Origin of the sequence: Agrobacterium sp. MA01 (assembly GCF_009650195.1) — a bacterium.
Lineage (GTDB): Bacteria > Pseudomonadota > Alphaproteobacteria > Rhizobiales > Rhizobiaceae > Allorhizobium.
In genome coordinates, this window is the sequence record NZ_CP045854.1 from 1 (window position 1) to 22,922 (window position 22,922).

Below are 22,922 nucleotides of genomic sequence, written 5' to 3' on the forward strand. Positions count from 1 at the left end.
ATGCATATGAACTCTATGACGGCCGGTGCGTTGGCGAACGGGGACAATGCACATTCGGCGCTCGGCGCCGCATGCTCCGAAGGGGCAGGAGACAATGCCGAGATGAAGCATGATGCTCTGTTTGATCGTTTCAGCAAGCGGCTCAAGGCTCAGGTGGGTGTGGACGTATACCAGAGCTGGTTTGGGCGTCTGAAGCTGCACTCAGCATCGAAAAGCGTGGTGCGCCTGACCGTACCGACGACATTTCTGAAGTCGTGGATCAACAACCGTTACCTCGACCTGATCACGTCGATCTTCCAGGCTGAAGATCCGTCGATCCTGAAGGTTGAAATCATGGTGCGCAGCGCTAGCCGCAGCACCCGTGGTCCTGTCGTCGAGGAGCGTTCGGTCGGATCGGACGTCAGCCAGCCGACTTCGCCGCGCAAGACCGGACCGCAGACCGTAGGCCAGATCGCCTCGGCCCAGACCCAGGCACCGTCGAACGCCCGTACCACACAGGCAGGTCCGCTGTTCGGCTCGCCACTCGACAGCCGCTATACCTTCGATGGTTTCGTGGAAGGGTCCTCGAACCGCGTGGCGCTCGCAGCTGCCAAGACGATCGCTGAAGCCGGCGCCGGCGCCGTGCGGTTCAACCCGCTCTTCATCCATTCGTCCGTCGGCCTCGGCAAGACGCACCTGTTGCAGGCCATCGCCAATGCCGCAATCCAGAGCCCGCGGCAGCCGCGGGTCGTCTATCTCACGGCAGAATACTTCATGTGGCGTTTCGCAACCGCGATCCGCGACAATGATGCCCTGACGCTGAAGGACTCGCTGCGCAATATCGACCTTCTGATCATCGACGACATGCAGTTCCTGCAGGGTAAGATGATCCAGCACGAGTTCTGCCACCTCTTGAACATGCTGCTCGACAGCGCCAAGCAGGTCGTCGTCGCCGCCGACCGTGCGCCCTGGGAACTGGAATCGCTCGATCCGCGCGTTCGTTCGCGCCTGCAGGGTGGCGTTGCCATCGAGATGGAAGCGCCCGATTACGACATGCGCCTCGACATGATGAAGTCGCGCCTCGACGTCGCCCGCAAGGACGATCCGTCGATCGACATCCCCGCCGAGATCCTGGAGCATGTGGCCCGCAACATCACCAGCAGCGGCCGCGATCTGGAAGGCGCCTTCAACCAGTTGCTCTTCCGCCGCTCCTTCGAGCCGAACCTGTCGATCGAGCGCGTGGACGAACTGCTCGCTCACCTCGTCGGCGCCGGTGATCAGAAGCGCGTGCGCATCGAGGACATCCAGCGCGTCGTGGCCCGTCATTACAACGTCTCGCGCCAGGAACTTGTATCGAACCGCCGCACCCGCGTGATCGTCAAGCCGCGCCAGATTGCCATGTATCTGTCGAAGACGCTCACCCCGCGCTCCTTCCCGGAGATCGGTCGTCGCTTCGGTGGACGTGACCACACGACCGTACTGCATGCCGTCCGCAAGATCGAAGAGCTGATCTCGGCAGACCAGAAGCTGTCGCAGGAAATCGAACTTCTGCGCCGTCTGATAAACGAGTAAGCGAGTTCCTGACGAACCGAATAGAAAGGCCCGCCGATGATGCATCGGCGGGCTTTGTCGTTGGACCGTGCTACACCAAACCGAATGTCGCCGGCTAAACTGAAGATCTGAGGATTCTCAGCAGGCGAGATCCGCGACCACGGCGTCGAGGATCAGCATGCCCGGCGGTGTGCAGCGCAGCCGCGAATTGCCGAGCCGCTCGATGAAGCCCTGATCCAGCAGAAACTGCTCCTTGTCCGGATCGGGGTCGCGGCCGGACAGCTGCTGCCACCGGGCGAGATCTACGCCCTCGCGAAGCCGCAAGCCCATCAGGAGAAGCTCGTCGGCCTGCGCCTCGTGATCGAGCTCTTCGCGTTCGATAATGCCGTGACCATTCTGCTCGACGGCCGAAAGCCAGGTTTCCGGATGCCGTTCGGCGACCGTTGCAATCTTCGTGCGACCCTGGGTGAGGCGCCCATGCGCGCCTGGACCGATGCCGGCGTAATCGCCATAACGCCAGTAGGTCAGGTTATGGCGGCTCTCCGCGCCCGGGCGGGCGTGGTTGGAAACCTCATAGGCCGGCAGTCCTTCACGCGCGGTGATTTCCTGCGTCGCCTCGTAGAGTGTGGCGGCGTGCTCGTCATCGGGGACAATCAGCTTGCCGGCCTTGTGCAGGCCATAGAAGGCTGTGCCTTCTTCGATCGTCAACTGGTAGAGCGAAAGATGATCGACGGCATACGACATCGCCTCCTTCAGCTCACGCTCCCATGCTTCCACCGTCTGGTTGGGTCGGGCGTAAATCAGGTCGAAGGACATGCGCGGGAAGATCTCGCGCGCCAGTCGGATCGCCTTGAGTGCATCGGCGACATCATGCAGGCGTCCGAGGAACTTGAGGTCCGGATCGTTCAGCGCCTGCACCCCGAGCGAAACACGATTGACGCCCGCTGCCCGATAGCCGTGGAAGCGGGTCGCCTCGACGCTGGACGGGTTCGCCTCCATGGTGATCTCGATGCCGTCTGGCATATGCCAGTTGGCCGCAATGCCGTCGAGGATCGCGCCGACCGTCGAGGGATCCATCAGCGACGGCGTACCACCACCCATGAAGACACTGGTGACGGTCTTCGGCCCGGACATGGCCCGCACAGCCTTCAGCTCGGCAAGAAAGGCGGCGACGAAGCGCGCCTGATCGACCGGCTGGTGCCGCACATGACTGTTGAAGTCGCAATACGGACACTTGGCCGCGCAGAAGGGCCAATGCACGTAGACCCCGAAACCAGGCTCGCCAGTGTCGGGCAGGAGCGTAAAGGACCGATCGGTCAAGGCGTCATGCCTCCAGGCAGGTTTCGACGAAAAGCTTGAAGGCCCGGGCACGGTGCGACAGAGCCTCTGCATTGCCGGGCTTCCAGCCATGTTTTTCGTCCGCGGTCATCTCTCCGAAGGTGCGCTGATGCCCCTCGGGCTGGAAGACGGGGTCATAGCCGAAACCGGCGGTGCCGCGCGGCGGCCAGGCAACCACGCCCTCGACCTCGCCCCGGAAGAATTCGGTATGACCGTCCGGCCAGGCGAGGCAGAGCACGCTGACGAAGCGACAGGTTCTCTGAGCCGCATCCGTTGCGCCGCGCTCCTGGAGAGCCTTCTCGACCTTCTCCATCGCCATCTGAAAATCGCGGCTGCCATCCTCGCGCTCGGCCCAGTTCGCCGTATAGACGCCTGGGGCGCCGTCGAGCGCATCGATGACGAGGCCGCTGTCGTCCGAGAGCGCAGGCAGCCCCGAAGCCTTGGCAGAGGCGAGCGCCTTGATCGCGGCATTTTCCTCGAAAGTCGTACCGGTTTCATCTGGCTCGACGAAGGCAAGGTCCTTGGCCGATTTGGCAGAAAAGCCGAAGGGGCCGATCAGGTCGGCGATTTCAGCGATCTTGCCGGCATTGTGGCTGGCAACGATGATGGTGCGGGTGTCGAGTTTGCGCATGCGATAGGTCCGTTCAAGAAGTCCAAAGGGTGCGGGACGCGCATTCCAGGCTGTTTCCGGCCGGATCGCGGAAGTAGATCGAGCATGCGCCGTTCGGCCATGTCAGTTCGGATTCGACCGGTATACCGGCCTGCTGCAACCGACTGCGCATGGCATCGAGATCGTCGTGACGGACGATGAAACAGACATGGCCAGGGCCCCTCGTCCCGTGGGTCGGGACAGGGAAGGGGTCGTCGGCGATGGGTGTCTCCGTTTCTGCCGGATTGAAGATCAGAAGGACGCCGGACCCGCACCGATAGAAGATATGCCGGTTGCCGCCACGGCGGATCTTTTCAAGGCCGAGGACGCCGTCATAAAACGCCTCTGCCTTGTCCAGATCGTCCGCATAGAGTGCGGTTTCGAGGATACCTTCGATCATGCGGCCCTTCTTCTCAGGCGATTGTCTGCTTCTGCAGCGCCACCAGTTCGTCGATGCCGTTCCGCGCCAGACCAAGCAACGTCAGGAACTCGTCCTGGCTGAACGGCTTGCCTTCTGCCGTGCCCTGGATCTCGACGATGCCGCCAGAGCCAGTCATGACGAAGTTGGCGTCCGTCTCGGCAGCCGAGTCTTCCAGATAATCGAGGTCGATCACAGGCTGGCTTGCGAAGATGCCGCACGAAACGGCCGCGATATGATCCTTGAGGACCTTCTCGACCTTGATCATGCTGCGGGCTTCCATCCACTTCAGGCAGTCATGCAGGGCAATGAAGGCGCCGGTGATCGCCGCCGTGCGCGTGCCGCCATCCGCCTGGATAACGTCGCAGTCGATCGAGATCTGGCGTTCGCCGAGAGCCTCGAGATCGACGATCGCCCGCAGGGACCGGCCGATGAGGCGCTGGATTTCCTGGGTACGGCCGCTTTGCTTGCCCGAGGCGGCCTCGCGCTTCATGCGATCACCGGTGGCGCGCGGCAGCATGCCGTATTCCGCCGTCACCCAGCCTTTGCCCGAATTGCGCAGCCACGGCGGGGTCTTCTCTTCCAGGCTCGCGGTGCACAGCACATGCGTGTCGCCGAACTTCACCAGGCAGGAGCCTTCTGCATGCTTGGAAAAGTTGCGCTCGAATGAAACCTTGCGCATTTGATCGGTTTTTCTGCCGGATGGCCGCATTGCAATCTCCTGGGTTGTTAGTTGCCTTCTAAGGACGGAGCAGCTTATTTGCAAAGAAAAACCATGCCGCAGCGCAGAGAGCCTTGCGCGCGGCGAAATACCCCTTGGTCATCCCGTAAGCAGTGACTATATTTCTTGCATGAAACCTCTGAGATCATGTTCGCTCCGATAATGGCATCACCGAAGACGACCGTCGCAGACGTGTCCGCCTCCCTGGACGACCGCTCCCGGGAGGTCTTTCGCCGTATCGTCGAGACCTATCTCGACAGCGGTGATCCGCTCGGTTCGCGTAATCTTTCGCGCCTGTTGCCGATGTCGCTCTCGCCGGCCTCCGTGCGTAACGTCATGAGTGATCTCGAAGAACTCGGCCTCATCTACGCGCCGCATATCAGCGCCGGACGCCTGCCCACGCAGGCCGGCCTGCGCTTCTTCGTTGACGCCTTCATGCAGATCGGCGATCTTTCCGAAGGTGAGCGGGACGAAATCGAGCGCCAGATCAGGCCTTCCAGTGCCGATCAGCCGATGGAGGCCATGCTGACCGAGGCAAGCCGCATGCTGTCCGGCCTGTCGCGTGGCGCCGGTCTTGTCATCTCGGCAAAGAACGATCCCGTTCTCAAGCATGTCGAATTCATTCGGCTCGAACCGACCAAGGCGCTCGCCGTTCTCGTCGGCGAGCACAATCAGGTCGAGAACCGCATCATCGAACTGCCGGCAGGCATCACGGCCTCGCAGTTGACCGAGGCGGCCAATTTCCTGAACGCCAACCTGGCAGGTCAGACGCTGCGCGAACTGCGTGGCCAGATTGAAAGCCTGAAGTCCCAGGTGGCGACCGAGCTCGACACCCTGTCCCAGGATCTGGTCGAGCGCGGCCTCGCCGTCTGGTCGGGCGAAGTGGCCGAAAAGCAGCCCGCCCGCCTGATCGTCCGCGGTCGCGCCAATCTGCTCGAAGGTCTGGCCGGCTCCGAGGACATTGATCGCTTGCGCCTGCTCTTCGATGATCTGGAGCGCAAGGAAAGCTTGATCGAAATCCTTGATCTGGCCGAAAGCGGCCCGGGGGTCCGGATCTTCATCGGATCCGAAAATAAGCTTTTTTCGCTCTCCGGTTCCTCGTTGATCGTAGCCCCCTATCGCGATGGCGAAGACCGTATCGTCGGCGCCGTCGGCGTAATTGGTCCGACCCGCCTCAACTATTCGCGCATCGTGCCGATGGTCGATTACACCGCACAGCTGATGGCGAGGCTCTCGCGCGGCGCGCGGTGAGCCAATTTCCCGACAAACCCTTGATTTTTTCTCGTCAAACCCTGATATCGGGCACGCATTCGAAAGCTTTGAGCTTCGAAAACGAGACATCATCCGGAGAACGTCATGACCGAAGAAACCAACAAGAACGGACCTGACGCGGCAGCTACCGAGGCAGAAGCAACCGCGGCCACCGAAGAAGGACAGGTTGCGAACGAAAGCGAGGCCGGGTCCGCGCAGGAGAATGATCCGATCGACGCTTTGAAGGCAGAAAACGCCGATCTGCGCGACCGTTTCCTGCGCCTGGCCGCTGAAATGGACAATCTGCGCCGCCGCACCGACCGCGAAATCAAGGACGCGAAGTCCTATGCGGTAACCGGCTTCGCCCGCGACATGCTCTCCGTTTCCGACAACCTGCGCCGCGCGATCGAGACGCTGCCGGACGAGGCTCGCGCCGCCGCAGACGCGACCGTCACCGCTCTGATCGAAGGCGTCGAGATGACCGAGCGCGGCATGCTGGCAACGCTCGAGCGCCATGGCGTGCGCAAGATCGAGGCGGAAGGCCAGAAGTTCGATCCGAACTTCCATCAGGCGATGTTCGAGGTGCCCAATCCGAACGTCCCCAACAACACGGTCGTGCAGGTCGTTCAGGCCGGCTACGCCATCGGCGAGCGTGTGCTGCGCCCGGCCATGGTCGGTGTTGCCAAGGGCGGCCCGAAGGAAGCCGCAGCCGAGGATGCCGCCAAGGCGTGAGCAGGCGTGATATCGCGTGAATGAAAAAAAGCGCCCCATTCGGGCGCTTTTTTGCTGTCTGGGCTTGAAGGCAGTCGCTCAGGCGGCGTTCGACGCCTGTTCCTCGTTGAGGAAGGTGTAGATCGCCGAGGCCGATTCAGTCGCCCGGAGCTTGGCCACCAGGTCCTGGTCGCGCAGCACGCGCGCAATGCGTGACAGGGCCTTGAGATGATCTGCCCCGGCACCCTCGGGCGCGAGCAGCAGGAAGACCAGATCGACCGGCTGATCGTCGAGCGCTTCGAAATCGACCGGCGTTTCGAGCCTTGCGAAGACGCCCGTGATCTTGCTGATCTTGTTCAGCTTTCCATGCGGGATGGCGATGCCGTTGCCCACGCCCGTCGAGCCGAGGCGCTCGCGCTGCAGGATCACGTCGAAGATTTCCCGTTCCGGAATGTCGGTAAGCTTGGAGGCTTTGGCCGCAAGTTCCTGAAGCAGCTGCTTCTTGGAGTTCACCCGGAGAGCCGGTACGACAGCATCCTGCTGCAGCAAATCTGCCAATGCCATATCAATGTCCTTCATGCCTCGGATCGAGGAACGGGCGGCTGCCTCGCGCAGCCGCCCAAGCCGATCTTCAGCCTTTGATGTTGGCGGAATCGATCCACCCGATATTACCGTCATTCCGACGATAAACGATATTCAATTGTTCACTTCCCGGGTTTCTGAACAGAAGAACCGGGTCGTCAGTCATGTCGAGAGCCATAACTGCGGAAGCGACGGACATGGTCCGAAGTTTCTTGGTGCTCTCGGCAACGATCGTCGGCGCATAGTCCTCGGGAAGTTCCTCGTGATCCTCGTCGACGGAATCCATAACCGTGTAGGCGACCTCGATCGACGGGTTCTGTGCTTCTCCCGCGTGATGATCCTTCAGCTTGCGCTTGTAGCGGCGCAGGCGCTTCTCGACGCGCTCGAAGGCGGTGTCAAAGGCCACTTGCGGATCATTGGCCTCACCTGCTGCATGCAGGTTTGCGCCGGTATCGAGATGCACCAGGCAATCTGCCGCGAAGCGCGACTGCGACTTCGAGACGACCACTTGCCCGGAATACCCTCCGTCGAAGTATTTGGTAACCGCATCCTGGATTCGATCTTCGATCCGCTGCCGGAACGTTTCGCCGATTTCCATCTGCTTGCCGGATACACGCACACTCATGGAGTTTCCCTTCTTATGATTGGTTGCGTATCCATTTTACGCCAAGCGACGGCCGCGTCCAAGCTTTTCGAACGGTTAGGTTAGTCTGTGCCTTCGTTTGTCGGGCGTCGTCGAAGGATCTGTCCTTCGGTTGACAGTGTGCGCTGTCGATTGCGGCGCGCTTCTAGCCGCCCACGGGGAAAGAGTCAATCTCCTGTTAATCTTTAAGGCGGGAAGGGGGCCGTCAGCCGGCCGAAACCTTGGCCATGGCGCGCTTCTCGCGACGTCTCTGGACGGAAGAAGCGATGTTCATCGACTCGCGATATTTGGCGACGGTGCGCCGGGCGAGATCGACGCCTGATGATTTCAGCTGGTCGACGATATCGTCGTCGGAGAGAACCGCTTCAGGGCTTTCCTTCTCGATCAATGCGCGGATCCTGTGGCGCACGGCTTCCGCTGAATGGCTGTCGCCGCCTTCCGCCGAGGCGATCGACACGCTGAAGAAGTATTTGAGTTCGAACAGCCCGCGGGGCGTGAGCATGTATTTGTTCGTCGTCACGCGGCTGACGGTCGATTCGTGCATCTTGATGGCATCGGCGACCGTTTTCAGGTTCAGCGGCCGCAGGTGGTCGACGCCGTGGTCGAGGAAGGCGGACTGCTGGCGCACGATCTCGGCTGCGACCTTGGTGATCGTTCGCGCGCGCTGGTCGAGGCTGCGCGTGAGCCAATTGGCGTTCTGCAGGCATTCCGACATGAAGGCCTGGTCGGGGGCGTCCTTGGACGCCTTCGGGCGCGCAACAGCGGCCATGTAGCTATGGTTCACAAGCACGCGCGGAAGCGCATCCGGATTGAGTTCGACCTGCCAGCCTCCAAGCCCGTCGGGACGTACGACGATATCGGGCGTCACGGATTCGCTGACCGCATGCTCAAAGCTGCTACCCGGCTTCGGATTGAGCTTGCGGATCTCCGACAGCATGTCGACGAGATCTTCCTCGTCGACGCCGCAGATCTTCTTCAGCGTGGCGAAGTCGCGCTTTGCAAGCAATTCGAGATTGTTTATGAGACCTGCCATCGCCGGATCATACCGATCACGTTGACGCAGCTGGATCGCCAGGCATTCGCTGAGGCTGCGCGCAAAGACCCCGGCGGGCTCGAGCGTCTGCAGGGTCGCAAGAACCGCCTCGACATCCGCGCCGCTCAGACCGAGGCGAGACGCCACCTCGTCGAGATCTGCGCGCAGATAGCCCGCTTCATCCAGATGGTCGATCAGCACGGAGGCGAGCAACTGATCCGAGGCCGAAGAGAGTGCGAAGGGGACTTGCTGGTTCAGGTGGTCCCTGAGGCTGACCTGACCGGCAACGAAATCGTCGAGGTCATAGCCCTCGCTTCCGTCACCGGACTGACCGGGCATGGATTTCCATTGCCCAAGCAGCTCCGGCGCATCGGGCCGCTGCGTGGAGCCTTCGTCGGCAAAGGCGGTATCGTAATTCGTATCGAGCCTGTCGTTCAGCCGCTCGCTCGCACCGTTCTCATACCAATCGCTGTCGAGCGATGGGGAGGCGCCAGCCTCGTCTGCAGCGGCCTGGTTTTCCTGCGTCGTATTGCTGTGGCGATCGGCATTGTCAGGCATTTCGCCGCCCAAATCACCATCATCTGCCGCCATTTCGAGCAGCGGATTCCGCTCCACTTCCTGCGCAATGAACTGCATCAGTTCGAGGTGAGTCATCTGCAACAGCTGAATCGACTGCATCAGCTGGGGAGTCATTACCAGGGACTGGCTTTGTCGCAGGAACAGATTGGCGGATAAGGCCATGGCGGACGTTCGACTCCCCTACATTTCCCCGCAATCCCGCCTTTTATGGCGGGAAATTCCACTTGGCCCAAAAATTGCTTTTTATTTTGTTTTGGTCAAGCCGTGGGAATGGTGAGGCGGTCTTTTCTTCAAAGATCCGTCAGAGGCTGAACTGTTCGCCGAGATAGAGGCGACGCACATCGGCATTGTTGACGATGTCGTTGGCCCGGCCATGGGTGAGCACTTCACCGGCATGGATGATATAGGCGCGGTCGATCAGGCCGAGCGTTTCACGCACATTGTGGTCGGTGATGAGAACGCCGATGCCGCGTGCCGTCAGATGTCGCACGAGGTTCTGGATGTCGGAGACCGAGATTGGATCGACGCCCGCAAAGGGTTCGTCCAGCAGCATGAATGTCGGATCGGTCGCAAGGGCACGTGCGATTTCCAGACGTCGGCGTTCACCGCCGGAAAGCGCGACAGCCGGCGACTTCCTCAGTTTCTCGATGTGGAATTCGGCGAGCAGTTCGTCGAGCTTCTCTTCGCGCTTGCGCTTCTCGGAGACATGGACCTCAAGCACTGCGCGAATGTTCTCTTCCACCGTCAGGCCGCGAAAGATCGACGCTTCTTGCGGCAGATAGCCGACGCCGAGACGGGCGCGCCGATACATCGGCATGGAGGTGACGTCGTTGCCGTTGATCGAGATGGTGCCGGCATCGACCGGAACGAGGCCCGTGATCATGTAGAAACAGGTCGTCTTGCCCGCCCCATTGGGCCCGAGCAGCCCGACGGCTTCGCCGCGGCGGACCACCAGCGAAGCACCGTTGACGACGCGGCGCGAATTGTAGGTCTTCGTCAGTCCATGCGCGATCAGTGTGCCTTCATAGCGCGACTTGTCGCCCGGCAGGCCGGTCGGGTTCGCCGCCTTTTTGGGCTGCTTCGTCCTGGAGAAAAATGGAATGTGCACGTTCAAGCGAACCCGTCAGTTGCTCTGCTGGGACTTGGGGTCGAGCTGAATCTGAACGCGCCGACCACAGCTGTCGAGCTTGGCCTGGCCGGAATTCATCTGGACGGTGAGTTTGCAGCCGACAAAGACGTTCTGCCCTTCGGAAAGCACGACGCGCTCGCCTTCGAGTACGAAGACCTGCTGCGCCATGTCGAAATACCCCGTATCGGCAGTCGCCTGCTGCGTGCCGGATGACAGGAATACCTTCTGGGCCACGTCGATCTTCTCGATATCGGCATTGCCCTGGGTCACCGTCTGGCCCTCGCCGCGATAGTGAACGACCATGGTCCCGGCCTGCAGCGTCGTCGTGCCCTGCACAACCTTCACATTGCCGGTGAAGAAGGCCTTCTTTTCCTGCTCGCGGATCTCCAGCTGATCGCTTTCAATCTGAATGGGTTGATCGTTGGACAGCTTCAGACCGTTCATCTGGCTGTTCGTCGTCTGTGCCGCCGATGGTCCGGCAATTAGACCTGCCGAAACCAGAAGGAAGCCAGCAAAGGAAAACTTGGCGAAGGTGCTGTGAATCATGGCTGGGCGGCTTCCGTGGACCGATTGCTTTGAATGGCGGACGGCTCGATGTTCAACTTTACACTGCCCGCGAAGATCATGGTTCGCCCCTTATCCTTCATCTCGAGCGAGTTCGCAACAATCGACGCGCCTTTGGTCTGGATGGCGACAGGATCATTTGTCTTCATCGTGCCACCGGCAATATCGAGATTGGCGGAATTGAACTGCGCGTCGATGCCGCTGCTGAGATTGAGGGTGAACGGCTTGTCGAGGTTGAGGGTGTTCGCGCCACGGTCAAAGATGCCGCTCGAGGCGACAACGCGGGCGATGATCTTGTCGTTGACCGGCACGGCAGCGGCAATGGTCTCGAGCGCGATGATATTGGGATTCTTGATGTCCTGCAGCGCTCGCTCAGCGCGCATCGAATAGCGCACGCCCTCGTCGTTGCGGCCCGCGATCGCAGGCTTTTCCATCACGACCTTACCGTCTTCTATAGTGGCGGACTCGATCTGCAATTCGTCGGGCATCAGGCTGCGCACGAAGGAAACCGCAACGAATGCCAGCGTGATGGCCAGTGCGACGACAGGTAGAAGGAAGCGCAGACGCCGGACGCGACGCGAATGGCTGACCGCCCGCCGATAGGCATCGGCTTCGGATCGGCGCTCCAGCGGCGGCAGGCCTTCATGTGTCGCTTCCAGCATTCCCTAGGATCCGTAATATTGTGGCGGTGGCCGTCAGCAAGCCGCCTGTTCGTCGTTTCGCATGTCCGTTCGGCCTTGCCAATATGGATTATGGCAGACTTGTTACAAGAAAGCGCCACACAAGCCATGCAGCACGCGGAGGGTGAAAATGTGACCCTCGCGATCACGATATTGCGTGTGACGCTCGTCATATCTCTCGCAAAGCCGGCAATTTATGGTTAAGTTGTTCCTTGACTGAGCTTTTTTGCTTTGGCAACGTTATCGCCGCTCAACGTCACAATAGAAATTTCAGGGGGTCCGCGTGATAAAGTCGGAATTGGTGCAGATCGTCGCGGCCCGCAATCCGCATCTCTATCATCGCGATGTCGAGAATATCGTCAATGCGGTTCTGGACGAAATCACTGATGCGCTGGCCGCCGGCAATCGCGTGGAGCTCCGCGGCTTTGGTGCCTTTTCCGTCAAGAACCGTCCCTCGCGCTCGGGGCGCAATCCGCGTACAGGTGAAACCGTGTTTGTCGAGGAGAAATGGGTTCCGTTCTTCAAGACGGGCAAGGAACTGCGCGAGCGCCTCAACCCGGGCATGGGTGACGAGGACGACGAATAAGCGCTTTTCGCGTTGAAAATTCCGCCCCTGTCCTTAACTTGAGCCCAAAGAGGTGATGCATTCACCTCGGAGTGAACAGGGAGTTGTCCAGATGATCCGGAAAGTCGTGAGCCTCGTGGTGTTTCTGCCCCTCGGTGTGCTGCTCATCGTTCTGGCCGTGGCCAATCGCGGCGTCGTCAGTCTCGCGCTCAACCCCTTCAATCCCGCGGATCAGGCTCTGTCTGTCTCCGCACCCTTCTTCGTCTTCCTCATTCTTGCGGTCATGCTCGGTGTGCTCCTTGGCTCTGTTGTGACCTGGTTCACCCAGGGCAAACATCGCAAGAAGGCACGCAGCCAGTCGCGTGAGGCGCAGCAATGGCAGGCCGAGGCCGATCGCCAGAAGACAAGGGCCGAACAGATTGCCGGTTCGACGCTGCCCCAACTCGGCGCCAAGTGACATCAGGTCATTCGGTCTCGCGGCAAATTTCCTTTCCGCGCCGGGCCGGCAATGCTATGGGCTGGCGCAAACGAACACAACCCACGGATCATTGACGTGAAGAACAAGGAACGTCGCCCCGGCGCCAAGCCATTCCCGGGAGCGAAGGCGAAAGCCAGTGGCGACACACGGCCCGGATCAGCGAAGCCGTACCCGTCGAAGGGCAGGGACGATCGCCAGGCCCGCCCGCCGCGCCGTGATGCCGAGGCACCAAAGCCAAAGCCACAGCCGCAATCGCCCGATGTGACGGCCGAACCCGCCCGCGCCCTGACGATCCGCAACGGTGACCGCCCGGCCGAGCGCGTGCCGCTGATCCTCGAATCCTCAGGCGCTGGCGATTTCCACCTGATCGACAGCGGCGACGGGTTGAAGCTTGAGCAATACGGCCCTTATCGTATCGTTCGCCCCGAAGCCCAGGCGCTGTGGCCAAAGGCGCTGCCGACCCATGTCTGGGATAAGGCCGACGCTGTCTTCACCGGCGATACCGACGAAGACGGCATGGGCCGCTGGCGCTTCCAGCGTGAAGCACTCGGCGAAACCTGGCCGCTCTCCCTGCTCGGCGTCGATTTCCACGGTCGCTTCACCGCCTTCCGCCATGTCGGCGTCTTCCCGGAGCAGATCGCCCATTGGAGCTGGATGAAAGAGAAGATCGAGGCTGCCGACAGGCCGCTGAAGGTCCTGAACCTCTTTGGTTACACCGGCGTCGCCTCGCTGGTGGCCGCCGCTGCGGGCGCCGAAGTCACCCATGTCGACGCCTCCAAGAAGGCGATCGGCTGGGCCCGCGAGAACCAGTCGCTGAGCCGCCTCGACAAGGCGCCGATCCGCTGGATCTGCGAGGACGCGATGAAGTTCATTTTGCGCGAGGAACGGCGCGGTCATCGCTACGACATCATTCTCACCGACCCGCCGAAATTCGGCCGTGGCCCGAACGGTGAAGTCTGGCAGCTCTTCGACCATCTGCCGCTGATGCTCGACATATGCCGCGAACTACTGGCGCCCAAGGCCGTCGGGCTTGTTCTGACCGCCTATTCGATCCGTGCCAGCTTCTACTCGATCCACGAGCTGATGCGGGAAACCATGCGCGGCAAGGGCGGCCTGGTCGAGTCAGGCGAGCTCGTCATCCGCGAGGCAGGTCTCGACGGCAAGACGCCGGGGCGTGCGCTCTCCACCTCTCTCTTCAGCCGCTGGGTACCGAAATGACCGATGATTATCGCCAGGACGGCCCGCGTCGCGTCGGCCAGGTCAAGGAAGTCACCAGCCTCGCCAATCCCATCATCAAGGACATCAAGGCCCTCTCGCAGAAGAAGAGCCGCGACGAAAGCCGCACCTTCCTTGCGGAAGGCCTGAAGCTCGTGATCGATGCGCTCGATCGCGGCTGGACCATCCGCACCCTCGTCTATGCCAAGGCCGGCAAGGGCAAGCCGCTGATCGAAAAGGTCGCCGCACGCACGGTGGCATCAGGTGGACTGGTGCTGGAAGTCAGCGAAAAGGTTATGTCTTCCATCACCCGGCGTGACAATCCGCAGATGGTCGCCGCCGTGTTCGAACAGCGCTGGACACCGCTCAAGGACATCCAGCCGAAGGGCTCGGAGACCTGGATCGCACTCGACCGGGTCCGCGATCCCGGAAATCTCGGCACAATTATACGAACCGCCGACGCGGCCGGCGCCGCAGGCGTCATCCTGGTCGGCGATTGCACCGATCCCTTTTCGATGGAAACCGTGCGCGCCACCATGGGCTCGATGTTCGCCCTGCCGCTGGTAAAAACTACGCCCGCCGACTTTCTCAAGTGGAAGAAATCCGTCGACGCCCGCCTCGTCGCCACGCATCTGGCCGGCGCCGTCGATTACCGCACCATTGATTACAAGTCGAAGCCGGTCATCTTGATGATGGGCAACGAACAATCAGGTCTGCCGGATGAACTGGCTCAGGCCGCAGACAAGCTCGCCCGCATTCCCCAAGTCGGCATGGCCGACAGCCTGAACCTTGCAGTCGCCACCGGCGTAATGCTGTTCGAGGTCCGCCGCCATCTGCTCGCCCTCGACGGAGCCAAGTGACGATGCTTGCCGCCTTTAACCGGCCCGGTCCGGTCCTGACCTTCGTTGCCATCGTCCTGATCCTCGATCAGGCCATCAAATATGCGGTGGAAGTCTATCTGCCGATGCATGAGCTGATCCCGGTTTTGCCGTTCTGGGCGCTCTACCGCACCCACAATCTCGGCGTCGCCTTCTCCATGCTGTCGCATCTCGACGGCTGGTTCATAATCGGCCTGCGCCTGGTCATCGTCGGTTTTGTCTTGTGGCTCTGGCGCAAGACGGGCCCCGAACAACATTTCGCCCATCTCGGCTTTGCGATGATCATCGCCGGTGCTCTCGGCAACATCATCGACCGCTTCACCTATGGCTATGTGGTCGATTACATTCTGTTTTACACAGATACCTGGTCCTTCGCGGTCTTCAACCTGGCGGACAGCTTCATCACCATTGGCGCCATCTGCATCGTCGTCGATGAGATCATCCAGCATCGCAAGCCGAAGCCGCCGGAGGCTTGAAAGGCAGCGAAGCTGTTCGAAGTTTTGTCACTTTCCTGTAGCAGTCTCGTGTTTAAAGGCCGTGACTTCAACGCTGGATAGATCCCATGAGCGTGGAACTGATCGAACGAGACCTTCTTTTGGAAAACCCGGCCGGTATGCCGTTGGGACTTCCCGCTTCGCGCGATATCCTGGGCCGAATCGGTAGCCTCGAAACGCGCATCGCCCGCACCGAACGCGAGATCGACGCGGCCCAGGCCGTACGTTATCGCGTGTTTGTCGAGGAGATGAAGGCGCAGGTCTGCGTCGAAGATGCGCGCCGCGGCCGGGAAGTCGACAGCTGGGACAGCCTTTGCGATCATCTTCTGGTCCTCGACCGCTCGATCGATGGCGACGCCGAAGACCAGATTGTCGGCACTTACCGCCTGCTGCGCCATGAAGTGGCGATCGCCCATGGCGGCTTTTATTCCGGCTCCGAATTCGGCGTCAACGCCCTCGTCGCCCGCCATCCGGAAAAGCGTTTCATGGAGCTCGGCCGCTCCTGCGTCCTGCCGCAGTACCGCACAAAGCGCACGGTCGAACTGCTCTGGCAGGGCTGCTGGGCCTATGCCTTGCATAACCGCATCGACGCCATGTTCGGCTGCGGCTCCTTCCCCGGCACGCAGCCGGAGGAGCATGCGCTGGCGCTTTCCTTCCTGCACCAGAACGCCGTCGCCAGGGGCGAGTGGGCCGTTGACGCGCTGCCGCATCTCTACCGCGAGATGGACCTGATGCCGTCGGAAGCCGTGAATGCCCGACGCGCCCTCTTCGCCATGCCGCCGCTGATCAAGGGTTATCTGCGCCTCGGCGCCATGGTCGGCAACGGCGCGGTGGTTGACCAGGCCTTCAACACGACAGACGTCCTGATCATCCTGCCGATCGCCAGCATTTCCGGTCGTTACGTCAACTATTACGGCGCAGACGCCGGCCGCTTCGCCAGCGCCAGCTGATCCTCTTCTCGCCATCGGGGAGAAGGTGGCGCGCAGCGCTCAGGTGCAACTCGTTGCACCTGGGATGAGGGGGCGGCGAAGCCGCATCCCTTCACCATTGGAATCAGCGCGATACACTGCATCCAGCTCGATGCCCGTGGCTGGCGCTTAGACGACAATCTTCGACCACCTCCGCTCGACCTTGCCGTATCTGCACTTCCGCCACCATCGGAAGATCGGCAAGCTCTAGCAGGCTCATCTCCTGTAAAGCCGGATGCCCCAAGGGGTCATGCCGCCAGTCTGCCCTTTCTTTCGCCTTAGCTGTCGCTTGCTTCCAGAAAATCTTGAGCATGACCTTGCCTTCCGCGCGCCAGAAGGACGCGAGTTCGGATTGAACGAGGCTTGATCCTCAGCTTCTGGCTTGCACAATTCAATTGAGTTTTGCCTCGACCGATTATAGTTTTCCTATATGAAGAACCTCAATCAGTTGCATCTGAACGGCCTGCGCGCCGTCGAAGCCGTGGGACGTCTCGGCTCACTCCAGGCGGCGGCGGAAGAGCTTGGCGTCTCCATCGGCGCCGTCAGCCAGCAAGTCATCAAGACCGAACAGCAGCTCGGTCGCATGCTTTTCGAGCGCACGAGCCGTGGCATGGTCGCGGTAGAAACGGCGACAGATATGCTGGCACGCCTCTCGGATGGCTTCCGCCACCTCTCGGGCGCCGTGGCCCTCGCCAGGCGCAGCGACGACAGCCTGCTGACCATTTCGGTCGCCCCGGTCTTCGCCGCCCGCTGGCTCGTGCATCGAATTGCAGACTTTTCCGAACGTTTCCCGCAGATCAGCCTGCGCATCGACGCCAACGACCGCCTGACCGATGCCAGGCAGACAGATGTCGATCTCAGAATTCGTGTCGGACGGGGTCACTGGCCGGGCTTCAAGGCCGAACTCATTCTCGAACAGCGGGTGGCCCCGCTCTGCACCCCGGCCATGGCCGAAAAGCTGCGCGAGCCCGCAGATATCCTCGACCTGCCGAAGGTCATCGATGGCAGGGCCATGTTTACCTGGGATGTCTGGCTCTCCGCCGTCGGTCTCGAAGGCGCTGAGATCAAGGCCCGCCACACCTTCAGCGAGGCTTCGCTCTGCCTCGACGCGACCATCGCGGGGCAGGGGGTGATGCTCGCCTGGCAAACGATCGCCTCGCATCAGCTGCAGCACGGCCAGCTAGTCGCGCCCTTTGGTCCGGCGGTCAAAACCGGCTTCGGCCACTACTTCGTGACCGCCGAGAACGCGAGGCGCTCGGAGAAGGTGGAAAAGTTCAAGCGCTGGCTGAAGCGCGAGATCGAGGACGACATGGAGCGGCTTGCAAAAGCCGCTCCGGTCTTCGCTTAACCCGCCGCGTTATAGGCCGCAATCGCTGCCATATTGACGATGTCGCTGTCCTTCGCGCCCATCTGGGCAATCTGCACCGACTTTTCGAGCCCGATCAAGAGCGGCCCCATTACGGTCAAGCCGCCCAGCTCCTGCAGCATCTTCGTCGAGATCGCCGCCGAATGGATCGCCGGCATGACCAGCACATTGGCCGTGCCCGACAGACGGCAGAACGGATACTGCTCCATCCGGTGGCTATTGAGCGCGATATCCGCCCCCATCTCGCCGTCATATTCGAAGGAGACGCCGCGCCGGTCGAGGATCTTCACGGCTTCCCGCACCCGCTCGGAGCGCTCGCCGGTTGGATGGCCGAAGGTGGAATAGGCCAGCAGCGCCACGCGCGGCACAAGCCCCAGCCGATGGGCGACACCCGCCGCCTCTTCGGCGATATCGGCCAGCTCATCCGCCGTCGGCATGTCGTGCACGGCGGTGTCTGCCACGACGATCGTGCGGCCACGCGCCAGAGCCAGCGACACGCCGATTACCCGGTGGCCGGGTGCCGTGTCGATGCAGCGGCGCACGTCCTCGAGTGCCGTCGAATAGTTGCGTGTCGTGCCCGTTACCATGGCATCCGCATCGCCAAGCGCCACCATGCAGGCGGCGAAGTGGTTGCGGTCGGTGTTGATCAGCCGCTGCGCATCGCGATGCAGGTAGCCCTTCCGCTGCAGCCGGGCATAGAGATATTCGGTATAGGCCTCGACGCGGGTGGACATGCGGGCGTTGACCACCTCGATGCCTGGACGGTCGAGATCGATGCCGGCCCGCTCGGCGGTCGCCTTCAAGGGCTCGTCGCGGCCCAGCAGGATCGCGGTGCCGAGGCCGAGATTGACGAAGGAGATCGCCGCACGCATGACCTGCTCCTCTTCACCTTCGGCAAAGACGACGCGTTTGGGGTGGCTGCGGACATGCTCGTAGATGCGCTGCGTCGCGGCCGCGATAGGGTCGCGGCGGGCGGAAAGCTCATGCGCATAGGCGCCGAGATCCTCGATTTCCTTGCGTGCCACGCCGCTTTCCATCGCTGCTTTGGCGACGGCAACCGGGATTGCCGAAATGAGGCGCGGGTCGAAGGGTACGGGGATGATGTATTGCGGCCCGAAGCGCGGCCGCTCGCCCTGATAGGCCGCGGCCACATCGTCAGGCACGTCCTCGCGCGCCAGATCGGCGAGCGCCCGGACGGCGGCGATCTTCATCGCATCGTTTATCTGGCTTGCCCGCACGTCGAGAGCACCCCGGAAGATGTAAGGGAAGCCGAGAACATTGTTCACCTGGTTCGGATAGTCCGAGCGCCCGGTGGCCATGATCGCATCTGAGCGGATCTCGGCCACTTCCTCAGGCGTGATTTCCGGGTCCGGATTGGCCATGGCAAAGATGATCGGATTGTCAGCCATCGAGGCGATCATGTCGGCGGCGAAGGCACCCTTCTGGGAGAGGCCGAACACGACATCAGCACCCACCATGGCTTCCTTCAGCGACCGCCGGTCGGTCTTGACGGCATGGGCCGACTTCCACTGATTCATGCCCTCGGTGCGACCCTGGTAGATCACGCCCTTGGTGTCGCAGAGAATGATGTTCTCGCCGTTGAAGCCCATGGCCTTGATCAGCTCGATACAGGCAATCGCCGCAGCCCCCGCGCCGTTGCAGACAAGCTTGGTCGTCTTGAAGTCGCGGCCGGTCAGTTCCAGCGCGTTGATCAGGCCGGCAGCCGCGATGATCGCCGTGCCATGCTGATCGTCGTGGAAAACAGGGATGTCCATCAGCTCGCGCAGCCGGCTTTCGATGATGAAGCAGTCGGGCGCCTTGATGTCTTCGAGGTTGATGCCGCCGAAGGAGGGGCCGAGATAACGAACGCAATTGATGAACTCGTCTACATTCTCCGTGTCCACCTCAAGATCGATCGAATCGACATCGGCAAAGCGCTTGAAGAGAACGGACTTGCCTTCCATCACTGGCTTCGAGGCCAGCGCCCCGAGATTGCCGAGGCCAAGGATCGCTGTGCCGTTGGAGATGACTGCCACCATGTTGCCGCGGGTCGTATAGTCATAGGCGGTGGCAGGATCGGCAGCGATCGCCTTCACGGGAACGGCAACGCCGGGGGAATAGGCAAGCGACAGATCGCGCTGCGTCGCCATTGGCTTGGTCGGGGTAATCTCCAGCTTGCCCGGCCGCCCCTGGGAGTGAAAGTCCAGCGCTTCCTGTTCCGTCACCGAGACTTTCGTCCGGCCGGTCGTCTTCTCATTTGCCATGCTTCCCCTCACCTTGTTGTGGGCAGCGGACCTTGAGCGGCCCATCCTGGTTGTTTTTCCTCGCCTTAAGTCGTTAGTGTTGCACGACTTCCTTTTCAAGAAAACATTGAGCCCGTGACGCTATATCAAGCCACCCAAAGTGATGTCCTGAACGTCGCCGAGCTGACCTCGGAGGAGAGCCGCGCCACGGCCACTCCGATGATGGAGCAATTCATCGAGATCAAGGCCGCCAATCCGGGTAGCCTGCTCTTCTATCGCATGGGCGATTTCTACGAGCTGTTCTTCGAGGATGCGGTCGACGCCTCCCGCGCGCTCGGCATCACGCTGACCAAGCGCGGCCAGCATCTCGGCCAGGATATCCCCATGTGCGGCGTGCCGGTCCATGCTGCCGATGATTACCTGCAGAAACTGATCTCGCTCGGCTTCCGCGTTGCCGTCTGCGAGCAGATCGAGGATCCGGCAGAGGCCAAGAAGCGAGGCTCGAAATCCGTGGTGAAGCGTGACGTCGTCCGCCTCGTCACACCGGGCACGATCACCGAGGACAAACTCCTCTCGCCCTTCGAATCCAACTACCTGATGGCACTCGCCCGCATCCGTGGTGGCTCAGCCCCACAGCTGGCACTCGCCTGGATCGATATCTCCACCGGCATCTTCCGCCTCGCGGAGACCACCGAGACGCGCCTGCTCGCGGACATCCTGCGCATCGAGCCGCGCGAGCTGATCGTGCCCGATACGCTCTTCCACGACGAAGAACTGAAGCCCGCCTTCGACGTGCTCGGTCGTGTCGTCGTGCCTCAGCCGGGCGTGCTCTTCGACAGTGCAAGTGCTGAAGGCCGCATCGCCCGTTACTTCGGTGTCGGGACGCTGGATGGCTTCGGCGCCTTTTCCCGCGCCGAGATTGCTGCCGCCGCCGCCGCCGTCGCCTATGTCGAAAAGACCCAGATCTCCGAGCGCCCGCCGCTCGGTCTGCCCGAACGGCAGAATGCGGCCTCGACCCTCTTCATTGATCCCGCGACCCGCGCCAATCTCGAACTGGTGAAGACGCTGTCCGGCGACCGCAACGGCTCGCTGCTGAAGGCCATCGACCGCACCGTCACCGGTGGCGGTGCGCGCCTGCTGGCAGAGCGCCTCATGTCGCCACTGACGGACCCCGAAGCGATTGCCGACCGCCAGGACTCGATCGCCCATCTCTTGGCCGATGGCCTGCTCGTCGACCGCCTCCGCGACGCCCTGAAGCGCGTGCCCGACATGCCGCGCGCCCTTTCCCGTTTGGCGCTCGATCGCGGTGGCCCGCGCGACCTCGGTGCCATCGTCGCCGGTCTCGCAGCCTCCGCTGAGGTCGGCCGCCTTCTGCACCCATCAAGCCTGCCAGCGGAACTGTTCGAAGCCCTTGCCGACCTCGCAGCCTTGCCCGCCGATCTTGGCTCCAGCCTGGCCGCGATGCTCGCCGAGGAACTGCCGCTTCTGAAGCGCGATGGCGGCTTCCTGCGCGATGGCGCGATCCAGGAATTGGACGAGCTGCGCGCGCTGCGCGACCAGTCCCGACGTGTGATCGCCGGCCTTCAGCTGCAATATGCCGAGGAAACCGGCATCAAGTCGCTGAAGATCAAGCACAACAATGTGCTCGGCTATTTTATCGAGGTAACCGCCGGCAATGCCGGTCCGATGACCGAGGGCGACGAAGCCAAGGCCCGCTTCATCCATCGCCAGACCATGGCAAACGCCATGCGCTTCACCACCACCGAACTCGCCGATCTCGAAAGCCGGATTGCGAACGCCGCCGGGCAGGCACTCTCGCTCGAACTCGCAGCCTTCGATCAGATGGTGAGCCAGGTGGTCTCCGCCGCAGAACCTATCAAAGCCGCGGCCCGGGCGCTTGCGGTGATCGACGTCGCAGCCGGCCTCGCGGCCTTGGCGGAAGAGCAGGGCTATTGCCGCCCGCTGGTCGATGATAGCAGAATGTTCGCCATCACCGCTGGCCGCCATCCGGTGGTCGAGCAGGCTCTGCGCCGCCAGGCCGCCAGCCCCTTCATCGCCAATGACTGCGATCTCTCGCCCAACGATACCAAGGGCCCCGGCGCCATCTGGCTGCTGACCGGCCCCAACATGGGCGGTAAGTCGACCTTCCTGCGCCAGAATGCGCTGATTGCCATCCTTGCCCAGATGGGCTCCTTCGTGCCCGCCGGCGCCGCCCATATCGGGATCGTCGATCGCCTCTTCTCTCGCGTCGGCGCCTCCGACGATTTGGCGCGCGGCCGCTCCACCTTCATGGTCGAGATGGTCGAAACGGCGGCCATCCTCAATCAGGCCACCGATCGCTCGCTGGTCATCCTAGACGAAATCGGTCGCGGCACTGCCACCTTCGATGGCCTCTCCATCGCCTGGGCCGCCGTCGAGCACCTGCATGAGGCAAACCGCTGCCGCTCGCTCTTTGCCACCCATTTCCACGAGCTGACGGCGCTGTCCGAAAAACTCGCCCGCATGTCGAATGTCACCATGCGGGTCAAGGAATGGGACGGCGATGTCATCTTCCTGCATGAGGTCGGCCCCGGTTCCGCCGATCGCTCCTATGGTATCCAGGTCGCCCGTCTGGCCGGCCTGCCGGCTGCCGTCGTTGCCCGTGCTCGGGAAGTTCTGACCCGCCTGGAAGACAGCGACCGCAAGAACCCTGCCGCCCAGCTGATCGATGATCTGCCGCTTTTCCAGGTCGCCGTGCGCCGCGAGGAGATCCAGAAATCCGGCCCGTCGAAGGTCGAGGAGGCCTTGCGCTCACTCGATCTTGACGATCTCACGCCTCGCCAGGCGCTGGATGCGCTCTATGATCTGAAGAAACAACTTGGCAAGCCTTGACCGGTAGAGTGCCTGT

General features: G+C 61.8%; 22 protein-coding genes. 11 read left to right on the top strand and 11 right to left on the bottom strand.

All coding sequences use genetic code 11. The features are described 5' to 3' along the window. A complete protein-coding gene (gene dnaA, locus GH983_RS00005; protein WP_054151257.1) occupies positions 1-1,551 on the top strand; it encodes a chromosomal replication initiator protein DnaA in 1,551 nt (516 codons plus the stop codon). Positions 1,552-1,668: 117 nt separating this feature from the next. Here dnaA and hemW read toward each other — a convergent pair whose 3' ends face one another. From hemW to rph, 4 genes are read right to left on the bottom strand one after another with little or no spacing between them, the layout of a single operon-like run. Further along, a complete protein-coding gene (hemW, locus tag GH983_RS00010; protein ID WP_153761296.1) occupies positions 1,669-2,850 on the bottom strand; it encodes a radical SAM family heme chaperone HemW in 1,182 nt (393 codons plus the stop codon). Between the two features lie 4 nt (positions 2,851-2,854). After that, on the bottom strand, positions 2,855-3,499 hold the full coding sequence (rdgB, locus tag GH983_RS00015) for an RdgB/HAM1 family non-canonical purine NTP pyrophosphatase (RefSeq protein ID WP_054151199.1): 645 nt from the start codon (positions 3,497-3,499) through the stop codon (positions 2,855-2,857). A gap of 13 nt (positions 3,500-3,512) precedes the next feature. Continuing rightward, on the bottom strand, positions 3,513-3,917 hold the full coding sequence (locus GH983_RS00020; protein ID WP_153761297.1) for a VOC family protein: 405 nt from the start codon (positions 3,915-3,917) through the stop codon (positions 3,513-3,515). A gap of 13 nt (positions 3,918-3,930) precedes the next feature. Further along, on the bottom strand, positions 3,931-4,647 hold the full coding sequence (rph, locus tag GH983_RS00025; RefSeq protein ID WP_054151197.1) for a ribonuclease PH: 717 nt from the start codon (positions 4,645-4,647) through the stop codon (positions 3,931-3,933). A gap of 171 nt (positions 4,648-4,818) precedes the next feature. Between rph and hrcA the strand changes: the two genes are divergently transcribed. Continuing rightward, positions 4,819-5,907 carry a heat-inducible transcriptional repressor HrcA gene (hrcA, locus tag GH983_RS00030; protein ID WP_054151196.1) on the top strand — a complete coding sequence of 363 codons (1,089 nt, stop codon included), beginning with the start codon at positions 4,819-4,821 and terminating at the stop codon, positions 5,905-5,907. Positions 5,908-6,012: 105 nt separating this feature from the next. After that, a complete protein-coding gene (gene grpE / locus GH983_RS00035; protein WP_069042462.1) occupies positions 6,013-6,639 on the top strand; it encodes a nucleotide exchange factor GrpE in 627 nt (208 codons plus the stop codon). Between the two features lie 78 nt (positions 6,640-6,717). Here grpE and ptsN read toward each other — a convergent pair whose 3' ends face one another. From ptsN to lptC, 6 genes are all read right to left on the bottom strand, one after another. Continuing rightward, positions 6,718-7,182, bottom strand: a complete 465-nt coding sequence (gene ptsN, locus GH983_RS00040) for a PTS IIA-like nitrogen regulatory protein PtsN (RefSeq protein ID WP_054151256.1) — start codon at positions 7,180-7,182, stop codon at positions 6,718-6,720. 67 nt (positions 7,183-7,249) lie between these two features. Then, entirely contained in the window at positions 7,250-7,825 is a 576-nt protein-coding gene (gene hpf / locus GH983_RS00045; RefSeq protein WP_054149161.1) for a ribosome hibernation-promoting factor, HPF/YfiA family, read from the bottom strand. A gap of 223 nt (positions 7,826-8,048) precedes the next feature. After that, a complete protein-coding gene (rpoN, locus tag GH983_RS00050; RefSeq protein ID WP_153761298.1) occupies positions 8,049-9,617 on the bottom strand; it encodes an RNA polymerase factor sigma-54 in 1,569 nt (522 codons plus the stop codon). 139 nt (positions 9,618-9,756) lie between these two features. Beyond that, positions 9,757-10,503, bottom strand: a complete 747-nt coding sequence (gene lptB / locus GH983_RS00055; protein WP_054149174.1) for an LPS export ABC transporter ATP-binding protein — start codon at positions 10,501-10,503, stop codon at positions 9,757-9,759. Positions 10,504-10,578: 75 nt separating this feature from the next. Next, a complete protein-coding gene (locus tag GH983_RS00060; RefSeq protein WP_054149159.1) occupies positions 10,579-11,130 on the bottom strand; it encodes an LptA/OstA family protein in 552 nt (183 codons plus the stop codon). Further along, positions 11,127-11,810, bottom strand: coding sequence for an LPS export ABC transporter periplasmic protein LptC (gene lptC, locus GH983_RS00065; protein ID WP_054149158.1), 684 nt, complete (start codon positions 11,808-11,810; stop codon positions 11,127-11,129). The genes GH983_RS00060 and lptC overlap by 4 nt, the downstream gene beginning before the upstream one ends. Before the next feature lie 301 nt (positions 11,811-12,111). Between lptC and GH983_RS00070 the strand changes: the two genes are divergently transcribed. The 7 genes from GH983_RS00070 to GH983_RS00100 all read left to right on the top strand — a co-directional run bounded on the left by GH983_RS00070 (position 12,112) and on the right by GH983_RS00100 (position 17,774). Then, positions 12,112-12,414 (top strand): integration host factor subunit beta, encoded by a 303-nt coding sequence (locus GH983_RS00070; protein WP_054149157.1) that lies wholly within the window; start codon positions 12,112-12,114, stop codon positions 12,412-12,414. Positions 12,415-12,505: 91 nt separating this feature from the next. Next, entirely contained in the window at positions 12,506-12,850 is a 345-nt protein-coding gene (locus tag GH983_RS00075) for a LapA family protein (RefSeq protein WP_054149156.1), read from the top strand. A gap of 96 nt (positions 12,851-12,946) precedes the next feature. Further along, positions 12,947-14,089 (top strand): class I SAM-dependent methyltransferase, encoded by a 1,143-nt coding sequence (locus GH983_RS00080; RefSeq protein ID WP_153761299.1) that lies wholly within the window; start codon positions 12,947-12,949, stop codon positions 14,087-14,089. Beyond that, entirely contained in the window at positions 14,086-14,946 is an 861-nt protein-coding gene (locus GH983_RS00085; RefSeq protein WP_153761300.1) for an RNA methyltransferase, read from the top strand. The genes GH983_RS00080 and GH983_RS00085 overlap by 4 nt, the downstream gene beginning before the upstream one ends. A gap of 2 nt (positions 14,947-14,948) precedes the next feature. After that, on the top strand, positions 14,949-15,440 hold the full coding sequence (gene lspA / locus GH983_RS00090) for a signal peptidase II (protein WP_153763512.1): 492 nt from the start codon (positions 14,949-14,951) through the stop codon (positions 15,438-15,440). 137 nt (positions 15,441-15,577) lie between these two features. After that, positions 15,578-16,408: a GNAT family N-acetyltransferase gene (locus tag GH983_RS00095; RefSeq protein WP_371418504.1), complete on the top strand. Its 831-nt coding sequence runs from the start codon at positions 15,578-15,580 to the stop codon at positions 16,406-16,408. Between the two features lie 448 nt (positions 16,409-16,856). Next, a complete protein-coding gene (locus tag GH983_RS00100; protein WP_153761301.1) occupies positions 16,857-17,774 on the top strand; it encodes a LysR substrate-binding domain-containing protein in 918 nt (305 codons plus the stop codon). Here the strand turns inward: GH983_RS00100 and GH983_RS00105 are convergent. After that, positions 17,771-20,056 carry an NADP-dependent malic enzyme gene (locus GH983_RS00105; RefSeq protein WP_054149173.1) on the bottom strand — a complete coding sequence of 762 codons (2,286 nt, stop codon included), beginning with the start codon at positions 20,054-20,056 and terminating at the stop codon, positions 17,771-17,773. The genes GH983_RS00100 and GH983_RS00105 overlap by 4 nt on opposite strands. A gap of 198 nt (positions 20,057-20,254) precedes the next feature. Between GH983_RS00105 and mutS the strand changes: the two genes are divergently transcribed. Next, on the top strand, positions 20,255-22,906 hold the full coding sequence (gene mutS, locus GH983_RS00110) for a DNA mismatch repair protein MutS (RefSeq protein WP_246727598.1): 2,652 nt from the start codon (positions 20,255-20,257) through the stop codon (positions 22,904-22,906). Positions 22,907-22,922: the final 16 nt, after the last annotated feature.